Origin of the sequence: Streptosporangium sp. NPDC049376, from assembly GCF_044466505.1 — a bacterium.
In the GTDB taxonomy this organism is placed as follows: Bacteria; Actinomycetota; Actinomycetes; order Streptosporangiales; family Streptosporangiaceae; genus Streptosporangium.
In genome coordinates this window covers 39,884-59,406 of the sequence record NZ_JBITMT010000004.1, presented here as the reverse complement: position 1 = coordinate 59,406, position 19,523 = coordinate 39,884, and the positions used below count along the sequence as shown (strand labels likewise).

Genomic DNA, 19,523 nt, shown 5'->3' with positions numbered 1-19,523 from the left:
AGCCGCTGGATCCCCCGTACGCGCGCTGACCGCCGGTGCGAGGAAAACGCGAATTCCGACGACGTCCGCGACGGCGTCGGTACCGACCGTTTCAGCCCTGAGAGCCGGACCTGGTACGCAGAGTTCGGGAGTATGGATCCTCTCCTCACCGACGCCGTGGTTCGAGGCCAAGGTCACCGACCCCGACGGCCGCAAAGTCGGGCTGGACGTCCAGGTGGAGCACGACCCCTCCGTACCCGCACAAGGCACGGGATACATCTGGAGCTACGGCACCGGATGGACAGGCACCTCAGGCACCACCGTACAAACAGCACAGTCAGACCCACTCACCGACGGCTGGCTCATCCGCTGGCGCGTCAGAGGCACCACCTACACCGGTAGCGCCACCGCCGTGAACGGACCATGGTCGGAATGGCAGACAGCGAAGGTCGACGTCAGCAAACCCTCGGTGTCGTCCCTGGACGCGGGCCCGGGGACCGAGGGCGACGGCCTGTGGACGCTCTCGTCGCTGGAGCCGTGGTTCGAGGCCAAGGTGACCGACCCCGACGGCCGTAACGTCGGGCTGAGCGTCGAGGTGGAACACGACCCCTCGGCAGCAGGCCAGGGAACGGGGCGGATCTGGAGTTACGGAACCGGGGTGTCGGATCCTTCTGGCTCCTACGTCTGGGCGGAAATGCCCTCGGACGAGTTGAAGGACGGCTGGCTGATCCGCTGGCGTGTCCGGGGATCGGTCATGACAGCCGACCATGGAAGTCTGTACGGCGCATGGTCACTGTGGCAGACGGCGAAAGTGGACATCAGCAAACCCACGGTGACCTTTCCGAACGCCGGACCCGGGACCAACCAAGGGGCGGGTCTGTGGACGCTCTCCTCGCCCAGGCCGTGGTTCGAGGCGAAGGTGACCGACCCCGAAGGCCGTAACGTCGGGCTGGACGTCCAGGTGGAGCATGACCCCTCGGTACCCGCACAAGGCACGGGACGCATCTGGAGCTACGGCACCGGATGGACAGGCACCTCAGGCACCACCGTACAAACAGCACAGTCAGACCCACTCACCGACGGCTGGCTCATCCGCTGGCGCGTCAGAGGCACCACCTACACCACCGGCAGCGCCACCGTGAACGGCCCATGGTCAGGATGGCAGACGGCAAGGGTCGACATCAGCAAACCCTCGGTGACCTCGCTGCGCGCCACCCCCGGGACGTACCAGGGCGGTGGACTGACCGTGATCTCATCACCGACACCGGCGTTCGAGGCCAAGGTCACCGACCCCGACGGCCGCAAAGTCGGACTGAGCGTCGAAGTGGAGCACGACCCCTCGGTACCCGCACAAGGCACAGGACGCATCTGGAGCTACGGCACCGGATGGACAGGCACCTCAGGCACCACAGTACAAACAGCACAGTCAGACCCACTCACCGACGGCTGGCTCATCCGCTGGCGCGTCAGAGGCACCACCTACACCGGTAGCAGCACCGCCGTGAACGGCCCATGGTCGGAATGGCAGACGGCAAGGATAGAAGTCAGCAGGCCTGCGGTGACCTCGCTGCGCGCCACCCCCGGGACGTACCAGGGCGGTGGACTGACCGTGATCTCATCACCGACACCGGCGTTCGAGGCCAAGGTCACCGACCCCGACGGCCGCAAAGTCGGACTGAGCGTCCAGGTGGAGCATGACCCCTCGGTGCCCGCACAAGGCACGGGATACATCTGGAGCTACGGCACCGGATGGACAGGCACCTCAGGCACCACCGTACAAACAGCACAGTCAGACCCACTCACCGACGGCTGGCTCATCCGCTGGCGCGTCAGAGGCACCACCTACACCGGTAGCGCCACCGCCGTGAACGGACCATGGTCGGAATGGCAGACGGCGAGGGTGAGCATCAACAACCCCGCGGGGACCGGCCTTGGTGTCCTGCCGGGTATGCAGGCGGCCGGGGCGTGGACCCTGTCGTCCCTGACACCGTGGCTCTACACCAAGGTGACCTCCTCGGGCGGCGCCTCCTCCTATCTGGGCGTCGAGATGGAGCACGACCCCTCGGTGCCCGACCAGGGCTCCGGACAGATCTGGGCCGGGCAGGGCACAACCTCATACCCCTCGGGAACCAACGCCTGGGCACAGGTCCCCACCACGAAACTGTCCGACGGCTGGCTCATCCGCTGGCGCGTCAGAGGCGTCACCACCACCGGCACCAACGGCCCATGGTCAGACTGGCAAACCGCAAGAGTCGACCTGAAGAAGCCGTCCGTGACCGCTCTGGGAGTGACGCCGGGGACCATATCCGCAGGACTGTCAAGAACGGTCTCACTGACTCCATGGATATATGGAAAGGTCACCGACCCGGAGAATCGGGCGTCGTACCTGAGCGTCGAGATGGAGCACGACCCCTCGGTGCCCGACCAGGGCTCCGGACAGATCTGGGCCGGGCAGGGCACAACCTCATACCCCTCGGGAACCAACGCCTGGGCACAGGTCCCCACCGCGAAACTGTCCGACGGCTGGCTCATCCGCTGGCGCGTCAGAGGCGTCACCACCACCGGCACCAACGGCCCATGGTCAGACTGGCAAACCGCGAGAGTCGACCTGAACGAACCCGCCGTCGAGGGTGTCGGCATGAACCCCGCGACGCGGGGATCGGTGTCGTGGACATCGGCGTCACTGGTCCCATGGCTGTATGCGAAGGTGACCGATCCGCAGGGCCGGGCGTCGTATCTGGACGTCGAGATGGAGCACGACCCCTCGGTGCCCGACCAGGGCTCCGGACAGATCTGGGCCGGGCAGGGCACAACCTCATACCCCTCGGGAACCAACGCCTGGGTACAGGTTCCGTCGGGAAAACTGTTCGAGGGTTGGAAGATCCGCTGGCGTGTCAGGGGTGTCACCACGACGGCTGTGAACGGTCCGTGGTCGGACTGGCAGTTCGCCACTGTGGCCGGCCTGCCGTTCACGGTCTTCTCTCCGGACAACAACATGCAGGTCGGCACGCTGACGCCGACGTTGTCCACGCACGCGCAGCCGATGAACGAGGCTCCCGTCACCTACTGGTTCCAGGTCTGCGCCGGAACGAAGCCGAACTGGACATGGTGTGAGAGTTCCCCTGAGTGGACCAAGTCCGGCGCGTGGAAGGTTCCCGAGCAGAAGCTGAAGTGGGGTGAGACCTACTGGTGGTACGCGAAGGCGGCGACCAGCAGCGCCACCGTCACCTCAGCGTGGCGGGCCTTCACTCCCGTCCCCGAACAGGGAACGCTCAGTTCGCTGTTGACCTCGGGCACCGAAGGGCGTGAGTTCAACCACGCGTCGGGGAATTACACGCACACCGAAACCGACCTCGCCGTCGCCGTGGCGGGACCGCCTCTGACGGTTGCGCGCACCTACAACAGCCTGGACCCGCGTACCGACGGCGCGTTCGGATCCGGCTGGACGACCCGCTGGGACATGCGGATCGACAACGAACCACAGACGGCGACGCTGCTTGTGACCTATCCCGACGGAGAGCAGCTACGGTTCGCCGCCAAGGGGGACGGCACCTACGCGGCTCCCCTGGGAACGTACGCGACACTCGCCGTACTCCCCGAGGGCGGTTGGCGGCTGATGGACAAGTCCGCCGCTTCCTACTGGTTCGACTCCTCCGGCCGACTGACCAAGATCACCGATCACCGGAGTCGCACCCAGGAACTCACCTACGGAACCGACGGCAAGCTGGCCAAGGCGACCGCGACCGGTGGCAGGTCCCTCACCTTCACCTGGAGCGGTGGCCACATCGCCAGTGTGTCGACCGATCCGGTGAACGGCACTCCCATCACCTGGAACTACACCTATGACGGCGACAAGCTGACGAAGGTCTGTCCCCCGGCGACCGGCGGCGCCTGCACCGTCTACACCTACGGTGACGCCTCCCGTTACAGCAGTCTGGTGCTTGACGCCGCTCCGGTGGGCTACTGGCGGCTGAACGAGACGGCGACCGCCCTCGGTACGAAGATCCCCAGCGCGACGGCTTGGAAGACGGAGACGGACGACGCCAAACTTGCCGGTGTCCTTCCTGACGCCACCGCCGCGACTCCCGGAGCACTCACCGGCTCTCCGAACACGGCCATCCGGTTCAAGGGAACGGTGAACTCGGCCTATGTCTCGGTGCCGTCGACAATGATCAGTGGCCAGGGAAACTCGCTCGCGGTGGAGGCCTGGTTCAAGACGACCGGTTCGGGCACCGTGATCGGCTACCAGAACTCGGCCACCGACGTCCCCTCGGCCTTCACTCCCGTGGTCTACGTCGGCAAGGACGGCAAACTGCGCGGCCAGTTCTACAACGGCAAGCCCACTCCGATCACCTCGGCCACACCCGTGAACAACGGCGCCTGGCACCACGTGGTGTTGTCCGGCGCGGAGAACACCCAGACACTGTTCCTGGACGGCCAGGCGGTCGGCACCCTGTCAGGAACGATCATGCATGTCGATCAGTGGGAGACCAGGATCGGCTACGGTTACGGCTCCCCCAGCTGGCCGTCCACGACCAGTTCCACCGCGGCCTTCCCGTTCGCCGGTGACATCGACGAGGTCGCGGTGTACGGCAAGCCGCTGGGCGCCCAGGTGGTGAAGGCGCACTACGCGGCGCGGCTCCCGCAACCGCAGGTGACCAAGGTCGTCGCCCCGTCGGGCCGGACGGTGGCGGAGAACGTCTACGCCGCCGACGGTGGCCGCCTGACCACGCACACCGACAACAACGGTGGGGCCTGGACGCTGTCCTCGCCCGTGTACGCCAAGGAGTCCAGCACCCTGACCAGCGCCACGGTCACGGTCACGGACCCCCACTCGGGCACTCTGACCTACGTCAGCGACTCACTTCACGGAAACCGCGCCGTTTCCCAGACCGACCAGCTCGGCAAGACCACCAAGTACACCTACGACACCGGTGGTTTCCCTGCCAAGGTCATCGACCCCAACGGCAACGCCATCGAGATGGCGTACAACGTCCGTGGCAATCTGCTGGCCAAGAAGACCTGTCGGACGGCCGGCAGTTGCTCCAGCGAGTACTTCACCTACCGTCTGGACGTCGACAACCCCTTCGACCCGCGTAACGACCTGAGGGTCGCTCACCGTGACGCGAGGTCGGCCTCTCCCACAGACGAGACCTACCAGACGTCCTGGACCTTCAACGCCTTCGGCGAGGAGACCAAGCAGACGACACCGGTCACCCCTGACTTCCCACAGGGTCGTTCGACGACGAACGTCTACACCGACGGCACCGAACCCGCGATCGGCGGCGGCCTCACCCCGGCGGGCCTGCTGAAGTCCGCCAAGGACTTCAAGGGCAACGAGACCACCTACGCCTACACCGCCGCGGGCGACCGCGCGACCGAGACGAGCCCGACGGGTCTGGTCAAGAAGTACGAGCACGACGCGCTGGGACGGGTCTCCAAGGAGACCGTGGTCTCCAGCGCCTACCCGGACGGAGTTGCCACGGCCATCGTCTACGACGCACTGGGCAGGGTCGTCTCCCGAACCGACAGCGGCGTCAAGAACGACGTCACCGGGGTGACGCACACCGCCCAGACGACCCATACCTACGACGCGGACGGCCTGCCGCTGACCGAGTCGCAGGCGGACCTGACAGGCGGCGACCCCCAGCGCACCACCACCTACACCTATGACTCCTACGGCCGGGTGGAGACCGTCACCGCCCCCGAGGGGGGAGTCCAACGGTTCGCCTACAACCACAAGGGCCAGAAGGTCAGCTTCACCGACGAGCGCGGCACGACCTACACCTACGGCTACACCACCCGTGGTGAACTGGCCGAAACCACTCTGAAGGGCTGGACCGGCAGTCCGCTCAGCCCGCAGCCGGCCACGGACGTGGTCATGCTGTCGTCCGCCTATGACCCCGCCGGGCGGCTGGCCTCCCAGACGGACGTGATGGGACGCACCACCGCCTACACCTACTACACCGACAACCTGCTCTTCGAACGGATCGCCAAGGGCGTCAAGCTGAACGGCTCGGCCACCGCCCGGGACGTGGTGCAGGACTCGCTGGTGTACGACGCGGCGGGCAACCCCATCCGCAAGACCAGTGGTAACGGCACGCTGCGCGTGGACGCGGTATACGACGCCGCCGGGCGTGTCACCTCGCAGGCCACGGATCCGGCGGGACGGAACGTGGTCACCACCGCCGGTTACGACGCCAACAACAACGTGACCAAGGTCACTCAGACCGCGGCCGGCACCGATCGCACCGAGATCAGTGAATACGCATACAACGCGGACAACCAGCCCATTCGCCAGGTCACGCGCAACGGCGACGAGGACTTGATCACCACGCTCACGGTGGACGATCGCGGCCTGGTCACCGCCATGACCGACGCGCGCGGAAACGCCCCCGGAGCCGATCCGGCCGCCTTCACCTCCAACATGACCTACAACGCGGCAGGCCTGGCCACTCAGGTTCAGCTGCCCACGGTCACCGTGGAAAGGCCTGGAACGGCACCGGCCGGCCAGCGTCCCACGACCAAGCTGGGCTACAACACCTTCGGTGAGCAGACCCAGCAGGTGGACGCCGAGGGCCGCACCACGACCACGACCCTGGACAAGGCCGGTCGGCCCGTCGAGCAGACCTTCCCCGCCTACACACCGCCCGGTGGGCAACCGATCACTCCCAGGACCACCGGCGCCTACGACGCCGCAGGCCAGTTGATCAGCGCTGTCGACCGGCGCGGCCAGACCACCACCGCGGTCTACGACGCGTTGGGCCGCAAGGTACAGGTCACCGCCCCCAAGGTCGGTACGGCCGCGGCCGGAGTCTGGACCTACGGCTACGACCTCCTGGGCGAGGCGCTGTGGACAACCGACCCCACAGGAGCCCGTTCCGAATCCACCTACGACGACCTGGGCCGCCAGATCACCCTGACCACCGTCGAACGCAAACCCACCCAGGCCGCCTACGTCACCAAGCTCGAATACGACGACGCGGACCGGCTCGTCAAGAGCACCCGGCCGACCGGAGAGTCGAGCACCCGTGCCTACGACGCGACCGGAGCGCTCATCGGACAGACCGACCCTCTGGGCAACACAACGACGTTCGGCTATGACCTGGCCGGACGCCCCGTCAAGACGACCAACCCGCTGGGCGTCTCCAGTACGGCGAGCTACGACCTCGCCGGGCGGAGAATCCAGACACAGGAGCTGAACGCCGCCGGAACCGTCCTGCGGACGGAGAAGGTCGACTACGACCCCGCCGGTAACCCGATCAGCCAGACTTCGGCGGAAGGTCACATCACCACCCGGATATTCGACGCCGCGAACAGGCTGGTCGAGCTCCGGGAACCGGTTTCGGCCACCAAGAAGATCATCAGCACCTTCGGCTACGACGCCTCCGGGGCCCGGACCCGCTCGACCGACGGTCGTGGCAATGCCACCTTCACGACCTACAACAGCCTCGGCCTGATCGAGTCGGTGATCGAGCCCAGCACCGCCGCGCATCCGAACCTGTCGGACCGGACCTGGACCACCGGTTATGACGCCGGCGGAAACCCCGTCGCCACCGCCGTCCCCGGCGGAGTGCGGATCGACCGTACCTTCGACGAACTGAACCGGCTGGTCAAGCAGGTCGGAAGCGGAGCGGAGGCCGCGACGGAGGACAAGGTCTTCGGCTACGACCTGGCCGGCAGGCTCACCAGCGCGAACGACCTGAGTTTCACCCTGAACGACCGCGGCCTGCTGCTGAAGACCGCCGGCACGGGCGGCGACATCAGCGCCTACGCCTACGACGCCAACCAGCGGCTCACCCAGCGCGTTGACGCCACCGGCACCTCCGCCTTCACCTGGGACAACGCCGACCGGCTGACCCAGTCGGTGGACCCCGTCAGCGCCACCACGATCGACTACGCCTACGACCAGGCCTCGCGCCTGACCGGCATGACCTACGGAGCCGGAGGAGCCAGGCGCAGTTACACCTACGATCCGCTGAACCGCCTGACCAAGGACGAACTCACCACGTCGGCGAACGGTCCGATCGCCTCCATCGAGTACGGCTACGACCTCGACGACAACCTGACCACCAAGACCACCGCGGGTACGGCAGGCGCCGGAACCAACACCTACACCTACGACTGGTCCAACCGGCTCACTTCGTGGACCGCCCCCGGCGGCGCCAAGACCGACTACGAATGGGACGACTCAGGCAACCGCACCCGGGCGGGGACCAAGACCTACACCTACGACGAACGCAACCGTCTCACCTCCGGTGACGGCTACACCTACACCTACACCGCGCGTGGCACCCTGGCCGAGCAGACCAACGGTCAGGTCCACCTCTCCAAGTTCGACGCCTTCGACCGGCTCATCAACGACGACGCCGTCCAGTACGACTACGACGCCCTCGACCGCGTCGAGACCCGCACCCAGGGCCAGCAGGCCGCCCATTTCACCTACGACGGTCTGACCAACCAACTGGTCACCGTCACCGACGCCAACAACGTCAGGAAGGCGGCCTTCGGCCGCGACGCCCTCGGCCGTACTCTTGGCATCAACGACGGCACCGGTGCCCAGTTGGCCTTCTCCGACCTGCACGGAGACCTGATCGGCGTCTTCACCGCGACCGGCACCTCCCTGATCGACTCCACCGCCTATGACCCCTTCGGCGAAGTGATCACCCGTACCGGTAACGCCCACACGCTCGGCTACCAGGGCGGCTACACCGATCCGAGTACAGGCAAGGTCAACATGGCCGCCCGCTGGTACCAACCGACCACCGGCAGCTTCGTCTCCCGCGACACCCTGACCCAGAACCCCGACCCCTCGGTCCAGCTCAACCGCTACGTCTACGCCAACGACAACCCCCTCACCAACATCGACCCGGACGGCCACGCCGCCAGAGCGACTACGAAGAAAAAGTCGAAGACGAAGACGAAGACGTCGTCCATAAAGCCCGGAAAGAGCATCAAGTGCCCCAAGGGCACCAAGAAGGGCAACAACTCAATCTGTAGCGACGCGGCCGGCGAGTACAGGGAGTGCAAGGGAGAAAAGTACAGCAACGGAGTCTGTCAGGACATGAAAGACGACTACGTCGGCTGCCGAACCGAGAAGCGGGCCGGGAACTCCAAGAGCAACGCCGACATCTGCTCAGATTTCGCAGACCAGTATCTCGTGTGCCGGAAGGGAAGCGACTACCAAAGCAAAAAGAGCGACGACGTCTGCAGCGGCGCCGGCCGAGAGGTTCGCCGCTGCCAATACGGAGAGCTCGACAGCAGTAAGAGGGGATACGGAGAGTCGACCGGGGCCTGCGGAAACGTGCGCTTCGACTACTACTCGTGCCGCGCGGACAAGCGAGGCGACGACCAGGGGTGCAGTTCCTTCTCCGAGGTGAAATACAAGTGCTCGCTGCACCGCGACGTCCGATGCGACGATCTGGAGGACAAGTTCCTCTCGTGCTACAAGAAGGGCAGAGGAGGTTCGGCGAACGAATGCGCCTTCGGCGCGAACATGTTGGCCCACTGCCGTGACAGCATGAACAGAGGGTTCTTCGACAAGAAGAGCACCTGCGGCGACGCATGGAATACCTTCCTCAAGGAATGCCAGGGCTCACGTGGCTCCTACGGGGAGAAATGCACCAAGGGCGAAAGCTGGCAGGACGTCACATACTCCATCTGCGAGAAGCGCGCACAAGGCCACGGGTGCGTGAGCTACGTCAGCGGGCAGGACATCGGAAAGGTCCAACAGGGTGGTGGCCTGACCATGGTGTTCGTGTTCGCCGGACTCGATGTCTGCACGGCCGTCGGTGGCGCCGTTCCGCAGGTCGCGGGTGTCTGCGGAGTGGCGAAAATCATCGGTTCCACCATCGAGGAGATCCGGAAGGACGTGATCAGTTCCGCGATCGCCGGAAGCGCGGAACACGCCGAGGAGGGTGGTCTTCAGATGAGCACCACGACCAGTAACTGTGTGGCCAAGAACCCCTCGAAATACACCTCATCGGGCCAGGATTGTTCTCCGAAGAACGAGCACGTCGTGAGAACGCAGTACGCACCATTGTGAGCCGAACGGTTTGGAGAACGAGATGAACGACCTGGCCGGAGCCCGGCAGACGGACGCGCACGACAGCACACGCTGGAAAACACGTGCGATTCTGTTTGCCGTGCTCCTGGCCGGCTCCTTGGTCGCGGCCGGACTCGCATGGAGTCATGAACACGGCAGGGCGCTGGCCCAGGAGCGCGTCGCGCTGGCGCACGGGCTCGCGCTCCACGCCGCGGAGTTACGCGACGCCGACTTCGACGCGGCCAGGAAGCTCGGCACGGCCGCGGTCGGGATCCACTCCGACGAGCAGACCCGGGCGGGGCTGGTCGACACGCTGGTCGACACATACGGCAGAGCTCTCTCGCCTCTCATTCAGGAGCCATCTCACGAGGTGACGGTGAGCGGCGACGGGCGGGTCGCCCTGAGCAACGACGGAGGCGAGGCGAACGTCTGGGACCTCAAGTCCTGGACCGACCCGAAGGCCATCAGAAAGCCTGACCAGGTTCCCCCATTGAAGGGGCGCGAAGGAGCATCCGTGAACACGACCGCGCTGTCCTTCGACGGGAGGACCGCGCTCACCGGTGACGACGGCAACACCACGACCGTGTGGGATCTCACCGACCTGGCCAAACCGGTCCGGCTGGCGACGATGGAGGCCGACCGGACCGCCCAGTCCACCAACGGCGTGAAAAAGGTGATGTTGTCACACGACGGCCGTACGGCGGTGATCGTCGACCACGACGGCGTCATGACCGTGTGGGACCTGGCCGACCGGTCCCATCCGAAACGCCTGTCAGCAACAGGATCGGACACCGTCCCCATCCGCGACTTCGCGCTCAGCGCGGACGGCCGGACCGTCGTCGCCGTGGACGATCACAACAAGGTGGCGGTCTGGGACGCCGCCGCCGAGCACCCGGTCAAGGCGGCGGATCTGGACCTGTCCATGAAGTTCTCGCAGAGCGCGACGAGGACGGCGATGAGCGCGGACGGGCACGTCGTCCTCGTCCAGAGGGCGGGGCAGATCGAGATCTGGAATCTCAACGACCGAGCGCACCCGGTGCGCCACACCACGCTCGACCTGTCCTTCGACAAGCTGTACGGCACATACGACATGTCCCTGACTCCCGACGGGAAGCGCGTCCTGGTCGCCGGGCCGAGCGGTTCCGGCACCCTCTGGGACCTCTCCGACCCGGCCAAACCGGCCCGGCTGGCCACGCTGAACGGGCACATGCCGGAGGTCGAATCGGTGGCCCTCGGCACCGACGGCCACCTCGCCCTGATGGCCGGTTCCAGCGGGGTCTACTTCTGGAACCTCACCGGCCTCGATGAGATCGTCGCCGACCCGAAGCAGGCGTCCTGCGACCGTTACAGCGCGGAGATCAGCAAGGCCGAGTGGGCTCGTTACGCGGGTGGCGAGGACTGGTCGGAGTACAAATCGGAAGACTCGGACAGCGTCAGTGTCTGCCTCATCGATTGGTGGTCATGACAGACCGGCGACGGCGGCGCCGAGTTGGAGGACCGTGACGTCCACCTGGCCGTGGCCGTCCTTCCAGCCCGCGACCACCGAGCAGCCGCCCTCCTCAAGGAGAGGACCGAGGGGGGCGTCCGCGCCCAGGTAGGTCAGGCCCTCGGCCTCGGCCACGTCGCAACAGCCCAGGCTGAGGTGGGCGCGCAACCGGGAGTCGGCCACGGCGTCGAGGGCCGGGGTCCACGTCTCGTCGGCGTTGCCCTCGAAGGGGATCAGACTGCCGGGGCCATCGCCGATGCCGGTCGCGACCCGCATCGCGTCCAGGAGCGAGCCGTCCGAGGCGATCCTGGCGTAGCAGACGTGCCAGTTCTCCGCCAGGATCGGGTCGGCGAGGTCGAGGTCGTGACGCCACAGCACTGGTGCCAGGTCGGCGCCCCGTACGACGTCGGGGGCGAGGCAGGCCCGTGCCAGGTCCGCGGCGAAGGCGTCGGTCAGGCCGTGACTGGAGAACTGGAAGAGCGAACGGCCCGCGTCGAAGCGCAGGGGTGGCTCCCCCATGTCGTACAGGTAGAGGTCTCCGACCTCGATCGGCTCGCCTCCGGTCAGGATCGCCGGGTTCAGCCAGATCGGGTCCCTGTCGATGCGTGTCTCGTGGAAGAAGTGCCCGTGGTAGTAGGCGGCGTACTCGGCACCGCGGTCGTACCCGGCGAGCGGACGGCCGAGAAGGGCCCCGAAGGCGGCGGACAGCGACGCCTTCCAGGCCACGGCGCCACCGGTGACAGAGGTGTAGCGGGTCATGCCTTGAACTCCTGGGGGGAAACTACGCCGGCCGATGGTCAGGTGGACGGCAGAGCGCCAAGCTTGCAGGCCTTTCGACTCTTGTATGGCAGATTCGCATGGTCTCATGGAGCGGACAGCCGTACGACATGAGAATTCACCGCATGTTCCCGCACGTGCCCCACGGTGGCCGGATACGGCTGCGCCCCACGGGGTAGCCGTGCGCCGAACATCACGCCGGTGGCGCCTTATCGTGAGGAAGTGATCACAGTTGGGGTGGACCTCGCCGCTGAAGCCGTCCGTACGGCGGTCGCGTGGCTCGACTGGTCCGATGGCGGAGCCCGGGTCCGTGAGGTCGTGGTCGGCGCGGACGACGATCTGATCGTCGAGGCGCTCATGGGCGCGGACAAGGCCGGGGTGGACTGCCCGTTCGGCTGGCCGGACAGGTTCGTCGACTTCGTCACGGCCCACAGGAACGGACACGTCGAGGTGCCCGCCGAGGTGGCGGGCCGTACCTGGCGCGGGGACCTCACCTACCGGGTCACCGACCGGGTGGTCGTCGAGTCGACCGGCCAGAGGCCGTTGAGCGTCTCGGCCGACCGTATCGGGCACACCGCCATGCGCTGCGCGGCCCTGCTCGCCGAACTGGCCCGGCGGGGACAGCCGGTCGACCGCGCCGGGAACGGTGTGGTCGTCGAGGTCTACCCGGCGGCGTCGCTCAGGTGCTGGGGACTGACGTCCAACGGCTACAAGCGGGCGGCGAACCTCGGCACGCTCGGACTGCTGGTCGACCAGCTCCAGGAGACGGCCTCCTGGCTGGATCTGGGGACGCACGAACAGTTGTGCCGACGTTCCGACGACGCCACGGACGCCGTCGTCGCCGCGATCACCGCCCGCGCCGCGGCTCTGGGCCGCGTGACGGCCCCCACTCAGGAGCAGGCTCCCACAGCGCGTTCCGAGGGGTGGATCGCGCTTCCCACCGGCGCCCTGCGGGACCTCGGTCGAGGATGACCCCGTACGGCTTTGCCTGGGGGAAGGGCTCGTCGCCTACGCTGGAGCCGTGAACCAGCCTCGCCCGCAGGACCTGCGACCGCTGCGGACCAACGACACGGCCACGATCCTCGTGGGGACCGTCCTGTGGGCGGTCGCCCTGGTCGTGCTCCTGGTCGTACGGCCCGCCCCCGAGCAACAGTGGTGGATGTGGACCTGCGTGTCCGGCATCTGCGGCGGCTTCTTCGGCCTGTGGTTCGTACGGCGCCGCGACCGGCGGGCCTCCAAGGCGTCCCGGGAGGAGGACGAACCCGCCCCCCTCCCCTGAAACCCTGAACACTCCTGAACGACCCTGAGCGGCCCGGACGACCGGCCGGAAAAGGGTCAGGTCGAGGCGGTCCAGCTGTCGAGGTCGGCCTCGGCCAGCAGCAGCGGGACGGCGGCCGGGTCACGGAGCAGGGCCGCCACGGCGAGCCGGTCACCCCACTGGCCGGACGCCCACGCCAGCCCGCGTGCCAGGCCCTCGACCCCCGAGGCGTGCACGGTGCCCTCGTGGAAGCGCCAGGTGGCGGCGACCCCGTCCACGAGCAGCTTCTCGTGCTCCACGTAGGTCGTCGGCGCCGTGGGCAGCAGCGACCGCACGGCGGCGGGCACCTCGCGGACCGCGCCCTCCGAGGTCACCTCCCCGGCGGCCTCCTCCCCGGCCAGCGGCAGGTCGAGCAGCTCGGACAGCGCCTCGGCCAGGTCGAACGGCGCCAGCACCAACGGCCGGTCGGCCACCAGGGGCAGCAGGTCGGGCGCCTCGACGACCACCGGCTCCCCCGCCGCCGGATCCGATTCGGAGTCCGATTCTGACCCGGACGACAGCAGGTGACCGTCCTCGACGTCGGCGACGACGATCTCCCCGTCAAGCACGGCCCGCACCGCCCGAGGCGGGGCGACGCGAACCGGGTCAACCCCCGCCAGAGCCACCCACAGGGCACGAAGCTGGGCCCGGTCCACCTCGACGGAGGGGTCGCCGAGCAGTTCGAGCAGCTCGTCGGGGCCGCCGTGCGAGGCCAGCAGGTCGGTCAGGGTCGTCCGGACGCCGATCATGGACAGCGCCGCCTCGTCCACGACCGCCGGGGCGTCGCCGTACAGGCCGAACAGCAGCGGGTCGGCGTTGGGCAGCCGCAGCTGGGTGGGGCGGCGCCCGCCGAGGACCGGGTGGGTGGACAGCCACCACGCCGTGTAGGAAGGCACCTCGACGACCTCGCCGGCGACCAGCAGCCGCAGCGGGTTCAGTACGGCGCGCAGCGGCGGGCGGGAGAGCAGGGCCAGCGCGGAGGGCCAGTCGGCGACATACTCCAGGTCGCGGACCGCGGAGAACTCCCTTGCGACCGGCGGCACGTCCACCTCGGGCAGCAGGTCGAGCACGGCTTCGAGCCACTCGTCCTCGCGGTCCAGGTCGTGGTCGCAGTCGTCGGGGTCGATCATCACGTCGGTGTCGTTGACCACGGCGAAGCCGTCGAGCACCCCGGCCGCGGCCAGGACCCGCGGGCCGTACCGGTCGACGAGTTCGGGGGCGGCCGTGCCGAAGTGGGTCTCCTGGTCGAGCAGCCCGGCCAGCGAGCCGTCGGCCAGCAGCAGCTCACCGGCGGGGTACAGCTCGCCGTCGGTGCCGCGCAGCGCCAGGTTGGACAGCCAGGGGGCCTCACCGGCGACCAGCCCTGCCGCGTCGACCAGGGCGAGCACCGCCTGGGCGACCGGCTCGGCGTCCGCGCTGTCCAGGGACTCGGCGACGGCCGTACGGGTCAGCGGGTCCTCAAGGACCGTCCTCGGCGTGGCCTCGGCGGCGCCGAGCCGCAGCAGCAGCGGGTGGGCGGCGTCCGGGTGGACGACGCGCAGCCCGAGGGGGGCGAGCACGGCCGGGTCGAGGGAGGAGCCCTCGGTCAGCAGCAGCGTGCCGCGCGGCCCCCTGACCAGGCGGCCGTCGGCCAGCGGCACCGGCAGCGCGCCGAGCGCCTCGGGGTCGTCGGCGGGCAGGACCTCGTACAGCGACCGCCACCAGGACGGCTCCCGGTCGGCGACGACGTCGCCGGACAGCATGTCCACCACGTCGGCCAGCTCGACCCGCCGTACCCCGAGCGAGGTGATCGCCGGGTGCCTGGACGGCCATCCCGCGGGCAGCAGGCCGGGGACCATGGGGGCGACCTTGCGCAGCAGCTCGCCGGGGGCGGAGACCACGGACGCCTGCCGCCCGGTCACGACCCACTCCTCACCCGTGTCCTGCCGGCTCTCCGCGTCGGCGGGCGGAGAGAGGGCGGGCAGCAGCGCGGCGTCGGGCAGCCTGCGCAGGATGGCCCTGCGGATGTGGGCGTCCAGCTCGCCCTTGCCCATCAGGCCGGGGACGAGGTCGAGCAGCTTGGAGGTACGGGCGAGGCCGGACAGCAGTTCGACGTAGGCGTCGGCGGCGCGCTCGACCAGGAAGTCCGTCAGCGGCCCCATGGCCACGTGCCGCCGGTCGGTGGCCATCGGGAACGAGGCGATCAGCAGCGCGGGCAGGTCGAGCGGCTCGTCGCTGGGCGTCGGCGCGTGCACGACGGGCGGCACCCGGGCGGGCAGCGGCCTGGGCTCCTCCTGCCCCGTCGCCGTACCGACGACAGGAACCGCCCAGCGGACCAGCCAGTACGGCCTGGCCCGCTCCTCGGTCGGCCGGTCGGCGAACAGTTCGGCGGCCTCCTCGGGGGAGAACCGTCCCGAGGTGGAGACCACCTTCCAGCCGTCGGGCAGGATCGTCCGCGTCTCGCCCTCAAGGTCGATCTCGATGGACTCAAGGGCGGGCAGGCCGAGCAGCAGCGCGGCGCTGGTCTCCTGGAGCATGCGGCGCACGGCGTCGACGGCGGCCTTGTCGCGCAGCGGCAGCCGTACGAGGGTGTCGAAGCCGCCGGGCACCTCGACCGGCCCCGCGGGGAAGGGCAGGCGCAGCAGCGGCACGTGCCCGCCACGCTCGGCGAACTCCTTGGAGAGGGCGACCTCGGCGGCCACGAGCACGGCGGTCTGGTCACGGGACCAGCGCACGACGCCGGAGCCGAGTGAGCCGATCACCGGCTCGTCGCAGACGGAGACCACGGCCGCGAAACCGACGCCGAACCGCCCGGCGGCGCCGGAGTCGTCGCGCTTGTTGGAGACGCGCAGCGTGGACAGGCTCTCGATCCCGGCGGCGTCGACCGGGGCGCCGGTGTTGGCTGCCGAGAGCACCCCCTCGCGCAGCGAGAGGCGCAGCCGTCCGGGCACCCCGGCGCGCAGCGCCGCGTCGGCGGCGTTCTGGGCGAGCTCGACGATCAGCCGGTCCCGGTAACCGCCGAGCGCGAAGTCCTCCTCCGCGTTGGCGTCCTCGCGGAACCTCGCGGGCGAGGCGATCCAGGCCGCGAGTACGGCGGAGCGCATTCGGTCGGTGCCGAAGATGTCAGTCACAGCGATGAGTCCAAAGGTCGGGGGCCCCACAGGTCACGTCGCATCGGGGCACGCCGGGGTCTTCCGGCGTGCCTGTGATGACGTCGGATCAGGAGTGACCCAGCGGCTCGGCGGCGGTGTCGTCCACGGAGCCGGCGAGGTCCGTCTCCGAGGACTCCTCTGCGATGTCGTAGGCGAGGTCGTCGAGGATCGGCGACGTCGGCTCGACCTGGTGCGGAAGCACGGCGGCCTCGGAGTGCGCGCCGCAGCCGTGGTCGGCGGCGACGACACGGCCGTCGTCGGGGGCGTACTCGTTGGTGCACGCCCCGAAACCGATGCCCAGCGCACCGGCGAGCGGCCAGTAGAAGCCGCAGGTCGAGCACTGGGCGGGCGCGGCGTGCGCGAGCGGGGTGTGCGGCCCCGACTCACCCGAGTGCCAGCGGCGCACGGCGCGGTCCCTGCCCGTCGGGGAGAGCACCCTGGCCCTGCCGAGGCCGTACTCGAAGATCATCTGTCGGTCGACGTCGTCCTCGGTCTGGGTGAAGCCGGGCGCGAGGCGTACGTCGTCCGCGGAGGTCGGCAGCAGGTCGCCGACGCCGAGGTCGCCGGGGAGCAGCCGTTCGCTCCACGGCACCCACTCCGGCGGCAGCAGCGCTCCGGTGCCGGGCAGCAGCACGACCTCACTGACCGTCACCTTGCGCGCCCGGGAGGCCCTGACGACGGTGACGGCCCAGCGCCACCCCCGGTAGGCACGGTCGAGGCAGGTGAAGTAGTGGGTGACGACGCGGTCGCCCTCGGGTTCGACGCCGAGGTGGTCGCCGATCTCCTCCGGTCTGACGTTCTCCTCGATCGCGGAGCGGGCCAGGTCGACGGCGGCGGCGCAGGCCTCGTCGACGACGACGGCACGGGTTCTCGGACGGGTCACGAGTCCTCCTCCGCAGGCCTCGCGACCTGACGGCCGCTGTCCCCACTGCCTAGCTCGCTACGCTGACTCACAGTTCATTCTCACCCATGCCCGGAGCGAACAGCACCTTCACCGGCCCCGGGCGGGGTCGCGCCGGGTCGCCGCCAACGGACCGTAACGCGCTCTCCCCTCGACCGGCAACCTGTCCCGTTGTTCACTGACCATTCAAGGCTTAGATAGGACGGACCGCCACATACATCCCATCCGCCCTATGGGTAAGACTGGATGCGTGGCAGGTGGCTGGGAACAAGCACGCAGGACGGCAGGTGACGTCTCCCGCCGGATCGGACGCTCCGCGGTGGGCGCCGGCCGGGCGACGGCGCGCGCGGGCCGGGGGGCGGGCCGGATGACCGTCCGCGCCGGGCGGGGGGCGGCGAGCGGGACCCGCCGGGTCGGCGCGGCCTCCCGGCGGCTGACCCACGCCCAGGGCGCGGGCCGTACCGGGCTCGGCCAGCTGATCGAGCTGACCGCGCTGGAGAGCGCCGGTGACGCGCTGGTCACCGCCGCCCTGGCCGGGACGCTGTTCAAACTGCCGGTCAACGAGGCCAGGGGGCAGGTCGCCCTCTACCTGCTGATCACGATGATCCCCTTCGTGGTGGTCGCGCCGTTCGTCGGGCCGGTCCTCGACCGGTTCCGTTCGGGCAGGCGCTTCGTGATGGCGGGCACCCTGTTCGGCCGGGGCCTGCTCTGTTTCGCGATGGCCGCGGCGATCGTCCCCGGTGACGTTTTCACGATCTTCCCGGCGGCGCTGGCGGTGCTGGTGTTGTCCAAGGCCTACAGCGTCTCCCGGGCGGCGATCATGCCGAACGTGCTGCCCGCCGACATCGCGCTGGTCACGGCCAACGCGAGGGTCGCCCTGTTCGCCCTGGTCACGGCGGGTGTGGCGGTGCCGGTCGGCGCGGGTGTCAGCGCCTGGCTCGGCGCCGAGTGGACCCTGCGCGCCGCCCTGGTCCTCTTCCTGCTGCTGGGCGTGCTGGCCGTACGGCTGCCGCGGCACGTCGACTCCCCCGACCTCGACGTGCTCGACGGGGACCCCGACGAGGAGGGTCAGGAGCGGCCCGCCCGCTGGCGCACCCTGCTGAACGTCGGGCCGGTGGTGACCGAGGCGATGGCGGCCAACGTGGCCGTCCGTCTCTACTCGGGGTTCCTGCTGTTCTATCTGCTCTTCCTGGTGCAGGACAGGAACCTGCCGGGGCTCGCCCCTCCGGTCACGATCGGCCTGCTGGCCGTGGCGGCGGGCGTCGGAGGCCTGACGGGTACGGCCGTCGCCTCGTGGACGCGCGGACGCTCCCCGCAGGTGATCGTGCTGCTCACGCTGGCGCTCTCACTGGTGACCACGGTCGTGGCGGCCGTCTTCTTCACCCTGTGGGCCGCGGTCGCCGTGGCGCTGGTCGCCGCGTTCGCTCAGGGGCTCGGCAAGCTGGCGCTCGACGCGATCGTGCAGCGGGAGATCGGCGAGGAGGTGCGTTCGTCCACCTTCGGAGTGGTCGAGGCGTTCCTCCAGGTCTCCTGGGTGGGCGGCGGCCTGGTCGGACTGCTGCTTTCGCTGTTCACCGAAGGCTCGGCCGGACTGACCGTGATGGCCGTCGTGCTCGCCGGCTCACTGGGCTGGCTCCTCGTACGGCGCCGCAGGAGGGTGGACGCCCGGGACGCCAGGGTCGAGGCGGCCAGGGCGGCCCGGCCCCGCCCCGAACAGGACCCCGGGAAAGACCCCGAGGAACACACCGAACGGCGACCGGAGGAGCGGCCGGCCTCCCCTGTGGGGAACGGCTCAGGCCACACGACGACCACCGTCGTCCGGCGTGACGCCCCTCCGCCGGACAGGCGTACCAAGCCGCTGACCAACCCGCACGGCTGACCCTCCGCTGGATGGACCGCCGCCCGCC

At 68.9% G+C, this 19,523-nt stretch carries 8 protein-coding genes; 5 read left to right on the top strand and 3 right to left on the bottom strand.

All coding sequences use genetic code 11. From position 1 onward, the window contains the following. Positions 1-391 precede the first annotated feature (391 nt). Both ACIBVQ_RS13185 and ACIBVQ_RS13180 read left to right on the top strand, forming a co-directional pair. Positions 392-10,024, top strand: a complete 9,633-nt coding sequence (locus ACIBVQ_RS13185; protein ID WP_399177511.1) for an RHS repeat-associated core domain-containing protein — start codon at positions 392-394, stop codon at positions 10,022-10,024. A gap of 22 nt (positions 10,025-10,046) precedes the next feature. Continuing rightward, positions 10,047-11,489: a WD40 repeat domain-containing protein gene (locus ACIBVQ_RS13180; RefSeq protein WP_399177509.1), complete on the top strand. Its 1,443-nt coding sequence runs from the start codon at positions 10,047-10,049 to the stop codon at positions 11,487-11,489. On the opposite strand, the gene ACIBVQ_RS13175 is transcribed toward ACIBVQ_RS13180, so the two are convergent. Beyond that, positions 11,484-12,269 (bottom strand): hypothetical protein, encoded by a 786-nt coding sequence (locus tag ACIBVQ_RS13175; RefSeq protein WP_399177507.1) that lies wholly within the window; start codon positions 12,267-12,269, stop codon positions 11,484-11,486. The two genes, ACIBVQ_RS13180 and ACIBVQ_RS13175, sit on opposite strands and share 6 nt — an antisense overlap. 240 nt (positions 12,270-12,509) lie before the next feature. Here ACIBVQ_RS13175 and ACIBVQ_RS13170 point away from each other — a divergent pair, with 240 nt between their 5' ends. Together ACIBVQ_RS13170 and ACIBVQ_RS13165 are read left to right on the top strand one after the other, a co-directional pair. Continuing rightward, positions 12,510-13,259 carry a DUF429 domain-containing protein gene (locus tag ACIBVQ_RS13170; protein WP_399177505.1) on the top strand — a complete coding sequence of 250 codons (750 nt, stop codon included), beginning with the start codon at positions 12,510-12,512 and terminating at the stop codon, positions 13,257-13,259. 49 nt (positions 13,260-13,308) lie between these two features. Then, complete coding sequence (locus tag ACIBVQ_RS13165; protein ID WP_352014307.1) at positions 13,309-13,566, top strand: DUF2530 domain-containing protein; 258 nt, start codon at positions 13,309-13,311, stop codon at positions 13,564-13,566. A gap of 56 nt (positions 13,567-13,622) precedes the next feature. Here ACIBVQ_RS13165 and ACIBVQ_RS13160 read toward each other — a convergent pair whose 3' ends face one another. Beyond that, entirely contained in the window at positions 13,623-16,694 is a 3,072-nt protein-coding gene (locus ACIBVQ_RS13160) for a sacsin N-terminal ATP-binding-like domain-containing protein (protein ID WP_399177503.1), read from the bottom strand. A gap of 88 nt (positions 16,695-16,782) precedes the next feature. Next, positions 16,783-17,598, bottom strand: a complete 816-nt coding sequence (locus ACIBVQ_RS13155) for a DUF3027 domain-containing protein (RefSeq protein ID WP_352014309.1) — start codon at positions 17,596-17,598, stop codon at positions 16,783-16,785. A gap of 250 nt (positions 17,599-17,848) precedes the next feature. Here ACIBVQ_RS13155 and ACIBVQ_RS13150 point away from each other — a divergent pair, with 250 nt between their 5' ends. Then, a complete protein-coding gene (locus ACIBVQ_RS13150; RefSeq protein ID WP_399177501.1) occupies positions 17,849-19,495 on the top strand; it encodes an MFS transporter in 1,647 nt (548 codons plus the stop codon). Positions 19,496-19,523 lie beyond the last annotated feature (28 nt).

Excerpts from the sequence above, each read along its gene's own strand:
- ACIBVQ_RS13175 (WP_399177507.1), bottom strand. The coding sequence starts at position 12,269 with ATGACCCGCTACACCTCTGTCACCGGTGGCGCCGTGGCCTGGAAGGCG.
- ACIBVQ_RS13150 (WP_399177501.1), top strand. The coding sequence starts at position 17,849 with ATGGGTAAGACTGGATGCGTGGCAGGTGGCTGGGAACAAGCACGCAGG.
- ACIBVQ_RS13180 (WP_399177509.1), top strand. The coding sequence starts at position 10,047 with ATGAACGACCTGGCCGGAGCCCGGCAGACGGACGCGCACGACAGCACA.